Origin of the sequence: Klebsiella sp. C239 (genome assembly GCF_048822715.1) — a bacterium.
Taxonomy (GTDB): domain Bacteria; phylum Pseudomonadota; class Gammaproteobacteria; order Enterobacterales; family Enterobacteriaceae; genus Klebsiella; species Klebsiella quasipneumoniae.
This window is the reverse complement of sequence record NZ_JBMEZK010000002.1, coordinates 242,338-258,278: the sequence shown is the minus strand read 5'-3', so window position 1 is coordinate 258,278 and position 15,941 is coordinate 242,338. Positions and strand designations below refer to the sequence as shown.

Here is a 15,941-nt window from a genome sequence, read left to right as displayed (position 1 = left end):
TTTCCCTGATTCATTTTGCCGCGTGCGCCCCGGCGACGGGCCGCGCTATGGAGATTGCTATGTCATCACAACGTGAAATTCGTCTTAACGCTTTCGATATGAACTGCGTCGGCCATCAGTCGCCGGGCCTGTGGGCGCATCCCCGGGATCGCTCCTGGCAGTATAAAGATCTGGAGTACTGGGTGGATCTGGCGCGACTGCTGGAGCGCGGCAAGTTCGACGGACTGTTTATCGCTGACGTGCTTGGCGTCTACGACGTGCTGAACGGCAGCGGCGACGCGGCGATCCGCCAGGCGACGCAGGTCCCGGTCAACGATCCGCTGGCCCTGATCACCCCGATGGCGCTGGTGACGGAGCATCTGGGCTTCGGCCTGACCGCTTCGCTGTCGTTTGAGCATCCTTATCCCTTCGCCCGTCGTCTGTCGACGCTCGACCATCTGACCAAAGGGCGGGTGGGCTGGAACATCGTCACCTCCTATCTGGAGAGCGGGGCGCGCAATATCGGCCAGCAAACCCAGACCGACCACGACACCCGCTATGACTATGCCGATGAGTATTTGCAGGTGATCTACAAACTGCTGGAGGGAAGCTGGGAGGACGGGGCGGTGCTGCGCGACAGAGAGCGCAAGATCTTCAGCGATCCGCGGAAAATCCATCCCATTAACCATCAGGGGCAGTTCTTTTCCGTGCCGGGGATCCACCTCTGCGAGCCATCCCCGCAGCGCACGCCGGTGCTCTATCAGGCGGGAGCGTCCAGCCGCGGCAAACAGTTCGCCGCCGGCCATGCTGAATGCGTCTTCGTGGCTGCGCCGTCGAAGGTGCTGCTGAAGAAGACGGTGGCGGATATTCGCCGCCGGGCGGCTGAGGCGGGGCGCGATCCGCACAGCATTCTGATCTTTAACCTGCAGACGGTGATTGTCGGCGACACCGACCGCGAGGCGCAGGCGAAGTGGCAGGAATATAAGCAGTACGTCAGCTATGAAGGCGCGCTGGCGCTGCTCTCCGGCTGGACGGGGATCGATTTCGGCCAGTATCAGCCGGATCAGGTGCTGAAGTACCTGCACACCAACGCTATTCAGTCGGCGGTGGAGGCCTTTTCCACTGCGGACCCGAACCGGCAGTGGACGGTGCAGGCCCTGGCCGATTGGGCCGGTATCGGCGGCTTCGGCCCGCTGGTGGTCGGCAGCGCGCAAACCGTGGCCGACGAACTGCAGTCCTGGGTCGAAGAGACGGACGTCGATGGCTTTAATCTCGCCTATGCCGTCACCCACGAAACCTTCCGCGACGTCGTTGAGCTGCTGGTGCCTGAGCTGCAAAAGCGCGGCGTCTTTAAGCAAGAGTACCGCGAGGGGACCCTGCGTGAAAAACTATTCGGCGCCGGTCCGCGTCTGGCCGCGCCTCACCCCGGTGTCAGCTACCGTCGCGATGCGCGCACGGCGGCCTCGGTAGAGGAGAAGGTGACATGATCGCTATCGATGACCTGCATAAAAGCTACCGCACGGCGGATGGCCGGCTCAGCGCGGTGCTGAAAGGGCTGTCGCTGCAGGTACCTGAACGCTCCATCACCGCGGTGGTGGGGCCGAGCGGCGCCGGTAAATCAACTCTCGCGCGCTGCATCAGCCTGCTGGAGCGCCCGGACAGCGGCAGCATTCGTATCAACGGCCAGGATCTGTCGGCGCTGTCCGGCGAGGCGCTGCGCCGGGAGCGGCGGGCGATTGGCACCGTATTCCAGTCCTCCGCACTGCTGAGCCGCCGGACCGCCTGGCAGAATGTCGCCCTGCCGCTGGCGTGGCTTGGCGTGGTGGAGCGCGATATCAAGGCGCGGGTTGGCGAGCTGCTGGAGAGCGTCGGCCTGAGCCACAAAGCGGATGCCTGGCCGTCCCAGCTCTCGGGCGGCCAGCGCCAGCGGATCGGCATTGCCCGCGCGCTGGCGCTGCGCCCGTCGGTTCTGCTGGCGGATGAAGCCACCTCCGGGCTCGATCCTCAGGCCACGGCCTCGGTGCTGGCCCTGCTCAAGCGACTGCGCGACGAGTATCAGCTGGCGATCGTCCTGATCACCCATGAAATGGACGCCGTGCGCACGGCGGCGGATGCGGTGGCGGAGATCCGCGACGGGACGATCGTCCAGTACGGGCGGATCGAAGATCTGCTGGCGCGTCCCGATTCTCTGCTTGGCCAGCAGCTGTTGCCGCTGACGCCGGCGGCAGCGGCCCACAGCGATCTGCTGCTGCGTCTGAGCTACCGCTGGGATGTACCGGTGGCTACCGACTGGATCAGCCGCCTGAGCCAGCAGTGGGCGCTGCAGATCGATCTCCTTGGCGGCCACGTCGAGGTGATTAACGGTAGGCTGGCCGGTCGCCTGCAGGCCGGAGTGCGCTTTCAGGGCGAACGCCTGTCGCCCGCGCGACTGCAGGACCTGTTGGCGCAGCTCGGCATGACGGCGGAGATCCTCGACAGCGCGCCGTTGCTCAGGGAGGCGGTATGAAACCGACAGTCATCAGCCAGGACACCCCCTGGGGCGAAATTCCTTCGCTGCTGCTCCCCGCCTATGGCGAAACCTGGCTGATGGTGGCCATTGTCATGCTGTTTGTCGTCACTCTGGGAGGACTGGTGGGGGTAGTGTTGTTTAACGCCTCGCCGCGGGGGTTATTTCCGCACGCGTTGCTGTACCGGCTACTGAACTGGGTGGTCAACATGGGACGTTCGCTGCCGTTTCTGGTGCTGATGGCCGCCATTATCCCGTTCACTTACTGGCTGACCGGAACCACGATTGGCATCCCCGCCGCGGTGGTGCCGATGATTGCCGCCGGCGTCCCGTTCTTTGGCCGTCTGGTGGAGAACGCGCTGCGCGAGCTGCCGGCGGAGGTCACCGCGGTGGGCGTCGTTTGCGGTGGGTCGCGCTGGCAAATCATTGCCAGCGCGCAGCTCAGTGAAGCCTTGCCCGCGCTGGTGGCGGCGGTGACGCTAAACCTGGTCTCGATGATTGAGTATTCGGCTATCGCCGGGACCATCGGCGCCGGGGGCATCGGCTACCTGGCCGTGGTGTACGGCTATCAGCGCTTCGACAACCACATCATGATCGCGACGATCGTTGCCCTGATCGCCACGATCCAGTTGATTCAATTTTTGGGTGACCGCCTGGTCAACCGTTTACGCCACACGCAGGGGAACCTTGTATGACAACAGAGCAATTTGAGTTACGTAAAGCACGGCGCTGGCCCTGGCTGGCGGCGCTGGCGGTGATTATCCTGCTCGCCATCGCTTTCTGGTGGTGGCGGGGGCATACCCAAAGCCAGCAGGTGGTCTTCGGCAGCACGTTAAAAATTCACTACGAGCCGGCGATGGCCGGCGAGCAGCGGATCATTGAGTATATTAATCAGCATATTGCGCCCGATTACGGCCTGAAGCTGGAGGCCGTGGGGGTGCAGGATCCGGTACAAGCTGACCGCGCGGTAGCGGAAGGACAGTATGCCGGGACGATCTATCAGCATCAGTGGTGGCTCAAGCAGGTGGTGGACGCCAACGGCTTTGCGTTGTCGACTACGGTGCCGGTGTTCCAGTGGGCGTTCGGCATCTATTCCGACCGCTTCTCGTCGGTACAGGCGTTGCCCAACGGCGCGACCATCGTCGTGCCTGACGACGGCGCCAATCAGGGGCAGGCTCTGTGGCTGCTGCAGCGCATTGGGTTGATCTCGCTCGACCCGGCGGTGGAGCCGCGCACGGCGAAGCTGAAAAATATTGTCGGCAACCCGCATCAGTTTGTCTTTAAAGAGCTGGATCTGCTGACCATGCCGCGGGCGTTAAATTCGGTGGATGCCGCCATCGGCTATGTCTCGCAATTTGACGCCGGGAAAGTACCGCGTGAGAAAGGCATATTATTCCCGCCGGCGCCGCGCACCTTTGCTTCGCAATTAGTGATTGGTACACCGTATTTATCACAGGAAAATATCGTCAAATTAAAACAGGCTTTTTCTGACCCGCGGATCCAGACGTGGTTAAAAACCACCGATGACCCGCTGGTAAAAGATGTATTAGTTCCGGTATCGGCGGAATAATCGTCCTGCACGACGTCTATTTTCGTTGTTATTTATTTCCCTTGAGGATGCGCGAAAGCGCGTCCTTTTTGTGCTGGTGTTTTAAATTAACTTATTGATTATGTTGATTTTAATAGCATGATTTGTTGTTTTGATTGTCGCCGCTCGAGGTTTATAACCGCTGATGACCTGCACAAAATAATAAGGTGAAAAAATGAGTACATTACCAGTGGATAATCCCGGTATCGCTTCGGTACCGGTCAGTAGCGTCGGGGATGTGGCGCGGCTAATTAATTCCGGCAGGGAACAGGCGAAATATGCGCGGATGATTGTGTTCCTCGCGCTGGGCGGCGTTTTTCTCGACGCCTATGACTTAACCACGCTCTCTTACGGTATTGATGACGTCGTGCGTGAATTTCGGCTCTCGCCGCTGCTGACCGGCCTGGTGACCTCCTCCATTATGGTCGGGACCATCGTCGGCAATATCATCGGCGGTTGGCTGACCGATAAATATGGTCGCTATTCGGTGTTTATGGCCGATATGTTCTTTTTTGTTATTTCGGCTATCGCCGCCGGGCTGGCGCCGAACGTCTGGGTGTTGATTGGCGCCCGCTTCCTGATGGGCATCGGCGTCGGCATCGACCTGCCGGTGGCGATGTCCTATCTTGCCGAGTTTTCCCGTTTTGCCGGCAAAGGCAATAAAGCGGCTCGCCTCGCGGCGTGGTGCCCGATGTGGTACGCCGCCTCGACCGTCTGCTTTCTCATTATCTTCGGCCTCTATTTTCTGCTGCCGCAGGAGCATCTGGACTGGCTTTGGCGCGCCTCCCTGCTGTTCGGCGCCGTGCCGGCACTCCTGATTATTGCCGTCCGCAGCCGGTTTATGAACGAATCCCCGCTGTGGGCCGCGAACCAGGGCGATCTGACCTCTGCGGTGCGTATTTTACGCGACTCCTGGGGGATCCATGCCCATGAGGTCCCGGCGGCGAAGCCGGCGCCGGCGCCGAAAGTGAGCTTCCGCGTGCTGTTCGAAAAACCCTACCGCGAGCGGACTATCGTCGCCGGGGTGATGAATATCTGTATCTCCTTCGAGTACACGGCGATTGCCTTTTTCCTGCCGTCAATTCTTGCCCAGTTCCTCGGGGCTGGCGTCTTCGAAACTATTTCGGCATCGCTGGGGCTGAACGCCCTGTTTGCTTTTACCGGTGGGCTGCTCGGTATGCATCTGGCGTGGAAATATCCTTCGCGTCATGTGGCGATAGCCGGCTTCGCCCTGCAGTTTGTGGCGCTGATTGTGCTGGCGCTGGTGGGGCAACCGCACGCGACGGCAGGTATCGTGCTGGCTATCGCGATGCTGGGGCTGTGGCTGTTCGCCGAAGGGTTTGGCCCGGGGGCGCAGCTGATGATCTACCCGGCGCTCTCCTATCCTACTGCCATTCGCGCCACCGGGGTCGGTTTCAGCCGGGCACTCTCCGGGATCGGCAGCGCGCTGGCGTTGTTTATTCTGCCGCTGCTGCAGGCCTCGCTCGGCACGCAGATGTTCTGGGTGGTCTCGCTTGCCGCCATTATTCCCATTTTCTTCCTGCTGGCGGTCCGTCATGAACCGACGCGAGAAGATATCGACGCACTCCATGAATAAGGAACTGACAATGACCCTGCTCTCCACTGGCACCGATTATGACGCGCTGGCGGCCGCCTTCCGCCCGATATTCACCCGTATCGCCCAGGGCGCTGCGGAGCGCGAACAGCAGCGCATTCTGCCCGATGAGCCGATCCGCTGGCTGAAAGAAGCGGGCTTCGGCACGCTGCGTATCCCGCGCGAGAAGGGCGGCTGGGGCGCTTCGCTGCCGCAGCTCAGCGCGCTGCTGATTGAGCTGGCGCAAGCGGACTCTAACCTGCCGCAGGCCCTGCGCGCGCACTTTGCCTTTGTGGAAGATCAGCTTAATCAGCCGGATTCCGCCGGGCGCGACCGCTGGTTTCGTCGCTTCCTCGACGGCGAGCTGGTGGGCAGCGGCTGGACGGAGATCGGCGCGGTTAAGCTGGGGGAGGTGAACACCCGGGTGACGCCGGCAGAGGACGGCTGGCGACTCGACGGCGAGAAGTTCTACAGCACTGGCGCGCTGTACGCCGACTGGATCGATGTGTTTGCCCGGCGCAGTGATACCGGTGGCGATGTGATCGCCCTGGTCAGCACCCAACAGCCCGGCGTGGCGCGGGAAGACGACTGGGATGGCTTTGGCCAGCGGCTGACCGGCAGCGGGACCACCCGCTTCACCGGCGCCCGGGTGGAAGCCGACCACGTCTACGATTTTGCCCAGCGCTTTCGCTATCAAACCGCGTTCTACCAGCATGTGCTGCTGGCGACCCTCGCGGGCATTGGCCTGGCGGTTGAGCGGGATGCCGCACAGGGCGTCAAACACCGCTCCCGGATGTACAGCCACGGCAACGCCGCCGTACCGCGCGATGACGCCCAGGTTCTGCAGGTGGTTGGGCAGATCAGCAGCTGGGCATGGGCGACCCGGGCCGCGGTCCTCCAGGCCGCGGAATCGCTGCAGCAGGCCTATGTGGCGCACGTCAGCGACGACGAAGCGTTGATTGCCCGGCGTAACCAGCTGGCGGAAGTGGAAGCGGCGCAGGCGCAGGTGATCGCCAGCGACTGGATCCCGCGGGCAGCGACGGAGCTGTTCAATGCCCTTGGGGCGTCGGATACGCGAAGCCGACTGGCGCTGGACCGTCACTGGCGTAATGCGCGGACGGTCGCCTCGCATAATCCGGTGATTTACAAGGCGCGCAATATCGGAAACTGGCTGGTGAACGGTGAAGCGCCGACCTTTATCTGGCAGATTGGCAATGGTGAGAAAACGGTGGGGTAAGCCCGTCGGCGACGGGGGGCTATGCCTCCCGCCGCCGGGAAAACTAAGGTTTATCCAGCGACCAGGTGGCGCTGCGCACGTCGACTTTCACCGGCAGCAGGCCGATGCGCGTAAAGGTATCCGCCAGCGCCTGCTGTTCGTTATACACCGCCGGCGTCATGCGTTCGGCGCCGTAGGGCAGGCGGGCCAGGGTCTTCAGCCAGATGGCTTTATCCAGCCCGGTTGAGGTCGACAGGAGGCCGGCGGCCTCGTCCTGATGGCTGTTCGCCCACGCGCTGAGTTTACCCAGCTCATCCACCACCTGTTTTGCCGTCTCCGGGTAGGTATCCGCAAACTTGCGGCTGGCGAGATAGAAGGTGTAGTGCGGCACCAGCCCCTCGGCGTTGCGTATTTGTCGGGCTTTCGCGTTGGTTTCCACTTCCGCGAGGAACGGATCCCAGATCACCCACGCATCAATCGCCCCGCGCTGGAAAGCGGCGCGGGCGTCCGCTGGCGGAAGATAGACCGGGGTGATGTCTTTATAGCTGAGGCCCGCTTTTTCCAGCGCGGCGACCAGCAGGTAGTTGACGTCAGACCCCTTGTTCAGCCCCACGCGCTTACCTTTCAGGTCGGCCACGCTGTGGATTGCCGACTGTTCAGGCACCACAATGGCTTCCGTTTTCGGGTTAGCGGGGGAATGGGCAAGGTAGACCAGATCGGCTTGCGCCGCCTGGGCAAAGGCCGGAGGCGCATCGCCGGTCGCGGCCAGATCGATACTGCCGACGTTGAGCCCCTCCAGCATTTGCGGCCCGGCGGGGAATTCGACCCAGCGTACGGCAATACCCTGTTTTTTCAGGCTTTCATCCAGGGTGCCGCGATATTTCAGCAGCGCGAAGATGTTCGCCTTTTGATAGCCGATGTTGACGGTCTCCGGCGCTTTGGCCAGCGCGGAGGCGGAAAGGGCGGCGAGGACCAGCAGCCACGCGGGGCGGAATCGGTTGGACATTGTCTGTTCTCCTTAGCGTTTTGCGTAAGGTAACAAACAGCGCTTATAACCATTAAATAACTAAATTTTAATTGATATAACAAAAATGGGGGGGAGAGCCCGCCGCGGCGACGTGCGGCGGGCCAGCAGGTTAATCGCAGGCGACAATCTTCATCGCCAGCCCCCCGCGAGAGGTTTCCCGGTACTTGGCGTTCATGTCTTTGCCGGTTTCGTACATGGTCTCAATGACTTTATCGAGGCAGACGCGCGGCTCGCTGGTCCGGCGCAGCGCCATTCGCGCGGCGTTGACCGCTTTCACGGCGGCGATAGCGTTGCGTTCGATGCACGGCACCTGCACCTGGCCGGCGACAGGGTCGCAGGTCAGACCGAGGTTATGCTCCATGGCGATCTCTGCCGCGATGCACACCTGGCCCGGGCTGCCGCCCAGCAGTTCAGCCAGACCGGCCGCCGCCATCGAGCAGGCGACGCCCACTTCACCCTGGCAGCCCACTTCGGCGCCGGAGATCGAGGCGTTCATCTTATAGAGCGAACCAATCGCGCTGGCCACCAGCATATAGCGCGCCAGGGAGTTGCTGTTCACCTTGCGGATAAACTTGTCGTAATAGGCCAGCACTGCCGGCACGATACCGCAGGCGCCGTTGGTCGGCGCCGTCACCACCCGGCCGCCGGCGGCGTTCTCTTCGTTCACCGCGAGGGCGAACATATTGATCCAGTCGACCACCGCCATCGGGTCGCTGTTGGTGGTGTCCTGGCTCACCAGCATGCGGCGCAGCGCGGCAGCCCGGCGCGGAACGCGCAGTTTGCCCGGCAGGACGCCTTCGGTGGTGATGCCGCGCTCAATACCGGCGCTCATCACTTCCCACACCGCGGCGAAGTGTCGCTCCAGCGCCTCTTTACTGTGCAGCGCCAGTTCGTTCTGCATCATCAGGCCGGAGAGCGACAGCCCGGTTTCGCGGCAGTGACGCTGCAGGTCGGCGGCGTTTTTATAAGGATAAGGGACGGCCACCGGCGCGTCGGTGGTCTGGCCGAAGTGCGCTTCATCGACGATAAAGCCGCCGCCGATGGAGTAGTACGTCTGGCTGTAGAGCGCCTGGTCGCCGGCCAGGGCGGTGATGCGCATGCCGTTCTCATGCAGCGACAGGTTGTCGGCATGGAAATTCATGCACTGATCGACCGGGAAGTCCACTTCGTGCTGGCCGTTGGCCAGCATCAGGCGACCATGGGTGTTAACGTCCTGAATAAAGCCAGGGATAGCGTCGATGTCGACGGTGTCCGGCAGGTTGCCGGCGAGCCCCATGATAATCGCGATATCGGTATGGTGGCCTTTACCGGTCAGGGAGAGGGAGCCGTAGACGTCGACGACCACTTTGGTCACCTCGGCCAGCAGGCCGCGCGCGATCAGGTCGTCAGTGAATTGTTTGCCCGCTTTCATCGGTCCAACGGTATGGGAGCTGGAAGGGCCAATGCCGATTTTAAAGATATCGAATACGCTGATCATATGTATTCCCGTGCTGTCGGAAAGCGCGCCGCCGTTCAGCGGCGCGGGGGGAGGTGTTGACTGAATTAGCTGAACAGCGAGTAGAAGATCGCGGAGATGGCAATCAGACCCATAATCACCACGAAGACGTTGCTGACGTGGCCGCTGTATTTACGCATCGCCGGCACTTTCTGAATCGCGTACATCGGCATCAGGAACAGGATCATCGCGATAATCGGGCCGCCAAGGGTCTCGATCATGCCGAGGATGCTCGGGTTCAGCGTCGCGACAATCCAGGTGGTCACCAGCATGAACAGCGCGGTCAGCTTGTTCAGTTTGTTGATTTCGATAGATTTGCCTTTACCGCGCAGGGACTTAATCACCATGCCGTTAAAGCCTTCGCGGGCGCCCAGGTAGTGGCCGAGGAAGGATTTGGTGATGGCGATCATCGCGATGATCGGCGCCATCCAGGCAATGATTGGCGCGTTAAAGTGGTTCGCCAGGTAAGACAGAATCGAGATGTTCTGCTCTTTCGCCGCCGCCAGGTCTGCCGGAGAGAGGCTCAGGACGCAGCTGAAGACGAAGAACATCACGGTCAGCACCATCATGATATGGGCGCGAGCCAGGATGCTGGAGCATTTTTTCTCGGCGCCTTCGCCGTACTCTTCACGCTTGGCAACCGCGAAGGAGGAGATGATCGGCGAGTGGTTGAAAGAGAAGACCATGACCGGGATCGCCAGCCACAGGGTCATCAGCAGGCCGTTGCCGGTGACGGAGGCGCCGCTCAGGGAGAGGGTCTCCAGCGCCGCGCCGTTCCACTGCGGGATCAGGTACAGCGCCAGAATCATCAGGGCGATTACGAACGGAAACACCAGAATGCTCATCGCTTTCACGATCATCTGCTCGCCGAAACGCACGATGGTCATCATACCGACGATCAGGATCAGCGACAGAATCGCACGCGGCGGCGGCGTCATGTGCAGCTGGTGCGCCATGAAGCTTTCGACGGTATTGGTGATCGCCACGCTGTAGACCAACAGGATTGGGTAGATAGCGAAGAAGTAGAGCAGGGTAATCAGCTTACCTGCGCCTACGCCGAAGTGTTCTTCAACCACTTCAGTGATGTCTTCGCCCGGGTTTTTGCCGGAGAGCACGAAGCGGGTCATACCGCGGTGGGCGAAGAAGGTCATCGGGAAGGCCAGAATCGCCATGATAATCAGGGGGATCATGCCGCCGACGCCGGCGTTGATCGGCAGGAACAAGACGCCCGCGCCGATCGCTGTACCGTACAGGCCCAGCATCCACATGGTGTCGGTTTTACGCCATCCGCTGCGGGTTTCGCCCGAAACGATGGTGCTGGTTTGAGTGGTTTCCATCTGTATCTCCTGGAGGAATCAACAAAATCTAATGAACAAATACAATTGCGTAACACGAAATTCGTTTAATTACGGTTTTTTTAGAAATTTTCTCCGTAATAATTGGGCCGGAAAGATACATTTATATGGTTTATGCATCAGTGATCGCGATCTCAAATGCAATAATCCACTTTCAATGTGCGTATTTTTAGTCCAACAGCCTGTTTCTGGTGATCAGCCAGCGATTTGTGGCGCGCAGGCTACCATTTGCAGCATATGAGATAAAAGCTGGGGGGCGTAATAACGAGGGATTTACTGTAAAAAAGAGAAGTGGTCGACGTTTTTGCGCTTAAAACCATTTTTTGCAGTGATAATTGTCGCAGTTTTTACCAACGCAAACGATTGGCTATGTAAAAATAATTTAGCTGTTTGATGAGTAACAGAAAGTTTTTTAGCGCGTTTTGGAAGTCAGAGAAAGCGTGCCCGCCGGGGCAACAGGCGCTGCCCCGGCGGGACGGAAATCAGGCGATGATTTCGTAGCAGGGAATATAGGCGGTGCCGCCCGGGAGCTTCATGCGGTGCTGGGCGACGAAGCCCTGCAGCAGATCGTCCATGCGGCGCATCATCTCCGGGTCGCCGTGCAGCTTATAAGGACCGTACTGCTCGATGGCCTGGATGCCCACCTCTTTGACGTTACCCGCGACAATGCCGGAGAAGGCGCGGCGCAGGTCGGCGGCCAGCACTTCCACCGGCTGGTCCGGGGAGAGTTTGAGGTTGGCCATGTTTTCATGGGTCGGATCAAACGGCATCTGCAGGTCCGGCGAGATACGAATCGACCAGTTGAAGCTGTAGGCGTCGTCGGTCTCGCGACGGCTCTCTTTCACCAGCGGCATCGCTTTTTTCATCTGCCGCGCCACTTCCGCCGGGTCGTCGATGATGATCCGGTAGTGGCGACGGGCGGATTCGCCCAGGGTATGGGTGATAAATTCGTCCAGCACGCGGAAGTAGTCAGCACTCTCTTTCGGGCCGGTGAGGATCAGCGGCAGCACCTGCGCTTTGTTATCCGGATGCATCAGAATACCCAGCAGGTAAAGCAGCTCTTCGGCGGTGCCGACGCCGCCCGGGAAGATGATGATCCCGTGGGCGATGCGCACGAAGGCCTCCAGACGCTTTTCGATGTCCGGCATGATGATCAGTTCATTGACCAGCGGGTTTGGCGGTTCCGCGGCGATAATGGACGGTTCGGTCATGCCGATAAAGCGGCTGTCTTTGTAGCGCTGCTGCGCGTGGCCGACGGCGGCGCCTTTCATCGGCGCTTCCATCGCGCCAGGCCCGCAGCCGGTGCAGATGTTGAGTTCCCGCAGTCCCAGCTGCGTACCGACGCGGCGGGCGTAGAGGTATTCGTTTTCGTTGATCGAGTGGCCGCCCCAACAGACGATCATGTTCGGCGCTTCGCCGACGTGCAGCGCGCGGGCGTTGCGCAGGATCGAGAACACCAGGTTGGTGATATGGACCGAACTTTCGAGATCGAGGTTCGGGAAGCGAACGGTATTGTGGATCTGGCCGTACACGAACAGGATATCGCGCAGCACGGCAAACAGGTTGGCCTGCAGGGAACGAATAATGCGCCCGTCAACGAAGGCCTCTTCCGGCGGGTTGATCAGTTCCAGCTTCACGCCGCGTTCGCGACGCAGCACGTTAATATCGAAATTTTCAAAACGGGACAGGAGCTCCTTGCTGTTATCGGTCAGGCTCCCCGAGTTGAGCACAGCAAGTGAGCAGTTGCGAAAGAGTTGATACAGATCGCTGCTGGCGGTGCGCTTAAGCATATCCACTTCCAGCTGCGACAGCATATCCATTGAACCAAGCGGGCTAACATGTGTAATCAAGTGAACTCCTTACAGGACGCTTATGGTCTTCCTGTGATTACAATAGCCCTGCGAGCGGCGTTTCCACAACCTTGCGCGCGTCTAAACGCACGCAAATTGTGAAAATGTTTATTATTGTCGGGCGAGGCGGCCGGTGGCAGGGGAAAAGTCGCCGTTGCTGCGCCAGGGGTTGATATCCAGACCGCCGCGTCGCGTATAGCGGGCGTAAACGGAAAGCGATTCCGGCTGGCAGAAACGGAGAATATCGTTAAAGATGCGCTCGACGCACTGTTCATGGAATTCGTTATGGTGGCGGAACGAGACCAGATAGCGCAGGAGCTGCTCGCGGTCGATTTTCGCCCCACGATACTGGATCTGCACCGAGCCCCAGTCCGGCTGGTGGGTGATCAGGCAGTTGGACTTCAGCAGGTGGCTGACCAGCGTCTCTTCCACGATTTTGCCGCTGGCGGCGCCCTGCAGGTAGTCGGCGCTGAACTGATAGTTATCGATCTCGATATCCTGATCGTCGATGCAGGCGCCGTGGAGGTGAGCAATCGGCTGGCCTTCCAGTTCATCCAGCCGATACAGCGAGACCTTGACCTCGCCCTGGGCGCAGGCGCTAAGATCGCGGGTCAGCGTCTCTTCAACCTCCTGCCAGCTGGCGAAACGCGTCTGGTTAAAACTGTTGAGATAAAGCTTAAAGCTTTTTGACTCCACCAGATTAACGCTGGTGTCGGGCAGTTCGACGTGGCCGACGGCCACCTGCGGCAGGCCTTTGCCGTTCAGCCAGGAGAGTTCGTACAGCGTCCAGATATCGGCGCCGTGAAACGGCAGGTTGTCGGCATGCAGGCCAAGCGGGTCGCGGTTAAGGCTGCGCGGAACGCCCTGCAGCAGCGAGGCGTCATAGGTATCGCGGTAATCGGTTGATTTACCGAGCGTCAGGCCGGCCAGCGCCTGATGATTATCGTAAGAAGACATGTTTCACCATAGTAAAGCGGGTACACTATGACCCCAGTGTATCCTGTCTAACGTGAAGAGAGAAACCGGTGGACCATCAGACCGCAGAAGCGCTGCATGCTTTTACCCAACGTTATTGCGCCGCCTGGCAGCAGCAGCGCCACAGCCTGCCGCGCAGTGAAGAGCTTTATGGCGTCCCGTCGCCTTGCGTCGTCGACACCCAGGGCGAGGCCGTGTTCTGGCAGCCGCAGCCGTTTTCGCTGGCACAAAATATCAGCGCGGTTGAACGCGCCCTGGATATTGTGGTACAACAGCCGCTTCATTCTTATTATACCACTCAGTTTGCCGGCGATATGACCGGCCGGTTTGCCGGCGAAACGCTAACGCTGCTGCAGACCTGGAGTGAAGAGGATTTCCAGCGGGTGCAGGAAAACCTCATCGGGCATCTGGTGGTGCAGAAGCGGCTGAAGCTGGCGCCGACGCTGTTTATCGCCACCCTCGAGAGTGAACTGGATGTCATTTCCGTCTGTAATCTCAGCGGTGAAGTCGTCAAAGAGACCCTCGGCACCGCCAAACGCATCACCCTTTCCCCCTCGCTTGCGGGTTTCCTCAACCAGCTTGAGCCGGTTCTGTAATCCAGTCTGCCTGGTCATTTGTGAGAGATCTCTTACAAAACCTGTAAGAGATCATCATCATTTAAGGCAAATTTAATCCAATCTTTTTTTGTTAACTTATTGGTATTAAATTGGATTTTTATTTTTTCGTCCTTTTGAGTGGGGACTAATCTTAAGAGATTGTCTCAAGAAGGGTTGTAAGAAGAGGCAGAATCAGTGATCCTATGTCTGTCGACAGGAAGTCGCGAAATGAAGCGAACATCAGGATGATGGCGCTTCTGCAGGACCCGCCAGGATGGCGTTGCAAGGACAGGCTTCAGGATGAAGCAAGGATAACGCAGGATCGCGTAATGGACACCTCCAGGATGGAGAATGAGAGCCGCTCAGGATGAACGGTGGATCTGGAAGATCGGGACAAACTTAAGGATAAGTCATTTCGCATCGGGGTGGTGTGAAAGCAGGATGCACGAGTTTATGGATGAACATGGTCAGGAGACCTCAGGAAAAGTTTTCAAGGACGAGCAGGGAGCACCAATGTAGCGGGAATGCTGCAAAACGAACCGGGAGCACTGTTTATACAGTGCTCCCTTTTTTTATTTCTCCTGCGGATTTGCTATCCTGCGCCCGGTTTTTAACTCATCGAGGTTTCCCCCATGACTCTTGACGATAGCGTGCGCGATCGCCTGCGCGCCATTGAAGCCCTGCTGCGCGAAACAGAGCACTGGCAGGAGACGGCGCCGGACAGCAGCGCCTTCGCCAGCGATAAGCCGTTTTGCCTGGATACCCTGGAGCCGCTGGAGTGGCTGCAGTGGGTCCTGATCCCGCGTATGCATCAGCTGCTGGAGAGCGGCCAGCCGCTGCCGCAAAATTTCGCCGTTACGCCGTATTACGAAATGGCGCTGGATCAAGCCCACCCGGTTCGCGAATCCATGCTGGCGGAGCTGCTGCTGCTGGACGCGCTGTTTGCCGGTGAGCAGGCCTGATGCTGGAGATAATCTACCAGGACGACTGGCTGGTGGCGGTCAACAAACCGTCGGGCTGGCTGGTGCATCGCAGCTGGCTCGATCGCGATGAGAAAGTGGTGGTGATGCAGACCGTGCGCGACCAGATCGGCCAGCACGTTTTTACCGCCCATCGCCTTGATCGGCCCACCTCCGGCGTCCTGCTCATGGGGCTGTCAAGCGAGGCGGGGCGCCTGCTGGCGCAGCAGTTCGAGCAGCATCAGATCCAGAAGCGCTACCATGCGATCGTCCGCGGCTGGCTGATGGAAGAGGCGCTGCTCGATTATCCGCTGGTGGAAGAGCTGGATAAAATCGCCGATAAGTTCGCCCGCGAAGACAAAGGGCCGCAGCCGGCGGTGACCCATTACCGTGGTCTGGCGACGGTGGAGATGCCGGTGGCGACCGGGCGTTATCCCACCACCCGCTACGGGCTGGTGGAACTGGAGCCGAAAACCGGCCGCAAGCACCAGCTGCGCCGCCATCTGGCCCACCTGCGTCATCCGATCCTCGGCGACAGCAAGCACGGCGATCTGCGGCAAAACCGCAGCGCCACGGAGCATTTCGGCTGTCACCGCCTGATGCTGCACGCCAGCGAACTGTCGTTAACCCATCCCTTTACCGGTGAGCCGCTGACCCTGCGCGCCGGTTTTGACGACGTCTGGATGCGTGCGCTGTCGCAGTTTGGCTGGCGCGGGCTTCTCCCGCTAAATGAAAGGGTTGAGTTTGCCGACGACTGCGGTCAGGATGAAGAGAATAAGGTCAATCCAGGGAGATAATAGC

The 15,941-nt window shown here is 59.8% G+C and carries 14 protein-coding genes; 9 read left to right on the top strand and 5 right to left on the bottom strand.

The genetic code is table 11. The annotated features are described in order from the left end of the window. Positions 1-59: 59 nt before the first annotated feature. From ACOI6Z_RS06355 to ACOI6Z_RS06330, 6 genes are all read left to right on the top strand, one after another. Positions 60-1,466: an LLM class flavin-dependent oxidoreductase gene (locus ACOI6Z_RS06355; protein WP_023290849.1), complete on the top strand. Its 1,407-nt coding sequence runs from the start codon at positions 60-62 to the stop codon at positions 1,464-1,466. Next, positions 1,463-2,485 (top strand): methionine ABC transporter ATP-binding protein, encoded by a 1,023-nt coding sequence (locus ACOI6Z_RS06350; RefSeq protein WP_064155026.1) that lies wholly within the window; start codon positions 1,463-1,465, stop codon positions 2,483-2,485. The genes ACOI6Z_RS06355 and ACOI6Z_RS06350 overlap by 4 nt, the downstream gene beginning before the upstream one ends. Then, a complete protein-coding gene (locus tag ACOI6Z_RS06345; protein WP_008806263.1) occupies positions 2,482-3,180 on the top strand; it encodes a methionine ABC transporter permease in 699 nt (232 codons plus the stop codon). Before ACOI6Z_RS06350 ends, ACOI6Z_RS06345 begins: the two co-directional genes overlap by 4 nt. Then, a complete protein-coding gene (locus ACOI6Z_RS06340) occupies positions 3,177-4,055 on the top strand; it encodes a MetQ/NlpA family ABC transporter substrate-binding protein (protein WP_023290846.1) in 879 nt (292 codons plus the stop codon). The genes ACOI6Z_RS06345 and ACOI6Z_RS06340 overlap by 4 nt, the downstream gene beginning before the upstream one ends. 193 nt (positions 4,056-4,248) lie before the next feature. Next, positions 4,249-5,670 (top strand): MFS transporter, encoded by a 1,422-nt coding sequence (locus tag ACOI6Z_RS06335; RefSeq protein ID WP_044524547.1) that lies wholly within the window; start codon positions 4,249-4,251, stop codon positions 5,668-5,670. Between the two features lie 10 nt (positions 5,671-5,680). Continuing rightward, positions 5,681-6,904: an acyl-CoA dehydrogenase family protein gene (locus tag ACOI6Z_RS06330; RefSeq protein ID WP_044524546.1), complete on the top strand. Its 1,224-nt coding sequence runs from the start codon at positions 5,681-5,683 to the stop codon at positions 6,902-6,904. Between the two features lie 43 nt (positions 6,905-6,947). Here the strand turns inward: ACOI6Z_RS06330 and ACOI6Z_RS06325 are convergent, their stop codons facing one another. The 5 genes from ACOI6Z_RS06325 to queF all read right to left on the bottom strand — a co-directional run bounded on the left by ACOI6Z_RS06325 (position 6,948) and on the right by queF (position 13,567). Continuing rightward, positions 6,948-7,889 carry an aliphatic sulfonate ABC transporter substrate-binding protein gene (locus ACOI6Z_RS06325; RefSeq protein ID WP_044524545.1) on the bottom strand — a complete coding sequence of 314 codons (942 nt, stop codon included), beginning with the start codon at positions 7,887-7,889 and terminating at the stop codon, positions 6,948-6,950. Positions 7,890-8,019: 130 nt separating this feature from the next. Then, positions 8,020-9,387, bottom strand: coding sequence for an L-serine ammonia-lyase (locus ACOI6Z_RS06320; RefSeq protein ID WP_065812352.1), 1,368 nt, complete (start codon positions 9,385-9,387; stop codon positions 8,020-8,022). Between the two features lie 65 nt (positions 9,388-9,452). After that, positions 9,453-10,742 carry an HAAAP family serine/threonine permease gene (locus ACOI6Z_RS06315; RefSeq protein WP_023290841.1) on the bottom strand — a complete coding sequence of 430 codons (1,290 nt, stop codon included), beginning with the start codon at positions 10,740-10,742 and terminating at the stop codon, positions 9,453-9,455. A 500-nt stretch (positions 10,743-11,242) separates the two neighbouring features. Beyond that, a complete protein-coding gene (ppnN, locus tag ACOI6Z_RS06310) occupies positions 11,243-12,610 on the bottom strand; it encodes a nucleotide 5'-monophosphate nucleosidase PpnN (RefSeq protein WP_023290840.1) in 1,368 nt (455 codons plus the stop codon). Positions 12,611-12,721: 111 nt separating this feature from the next. Beyond that, complete coding sequence (queF, locus tag ACOI6Z_RS06305) at positions 12,722-13,567, bottom strand: NADPH-dependent 7-cyano-7-deazaguanine reductase QueF (protein WP_023290839.1); 846 nt, start codon at positions 13,565-13,567, stop codon at positions 12,722-12,724. A gap of 68 nt (positions 13,568-13,635) precedes the next feature. Between queF and syd the strand changes: the two genes are divergently transcribed. From syd to truC, 3 genes are all read left to right on the top strand, one after another. Further along, a complete protein-coding gene (syd, locus tag ACOI6Z_RS06300; protein ID WP_023290838.1) occupies positions 13,636-14,181 on the top strand; it encodes a SecY-interacting protein in 546 nt (181 codons plus the stop codon). Between the two features lie 632 nt (positions 14,182-14,813). Further along, positions 14,814-15,143 (top strand): YqcC family protein, encoded by a 330-nt coding sequence (locus ACOI6Z_RS06295; protein WP_023290837.1) that lies wholly within the window; start codon positions 14,814-14,816, stop codon positions 15,141-15,143. Continuing rightward, complete coding sequence (truC, locus tag ACOI6Z_RS06290; protein ID WP_064157666.1) at positions 15,143-15,937, top strand: tRNA pseudouridine(65) synthase TruC; 795 nt, start codon at positions 15,143-15,145, stop codon at positions 15,935-15,937. The genes ACOI6Z_RS06295 and truC overlap by 1 nt, the downstream gene beginning before the upstream one ends. Positions 15,938-15,941: the final 4 nt, after the last annotated feature.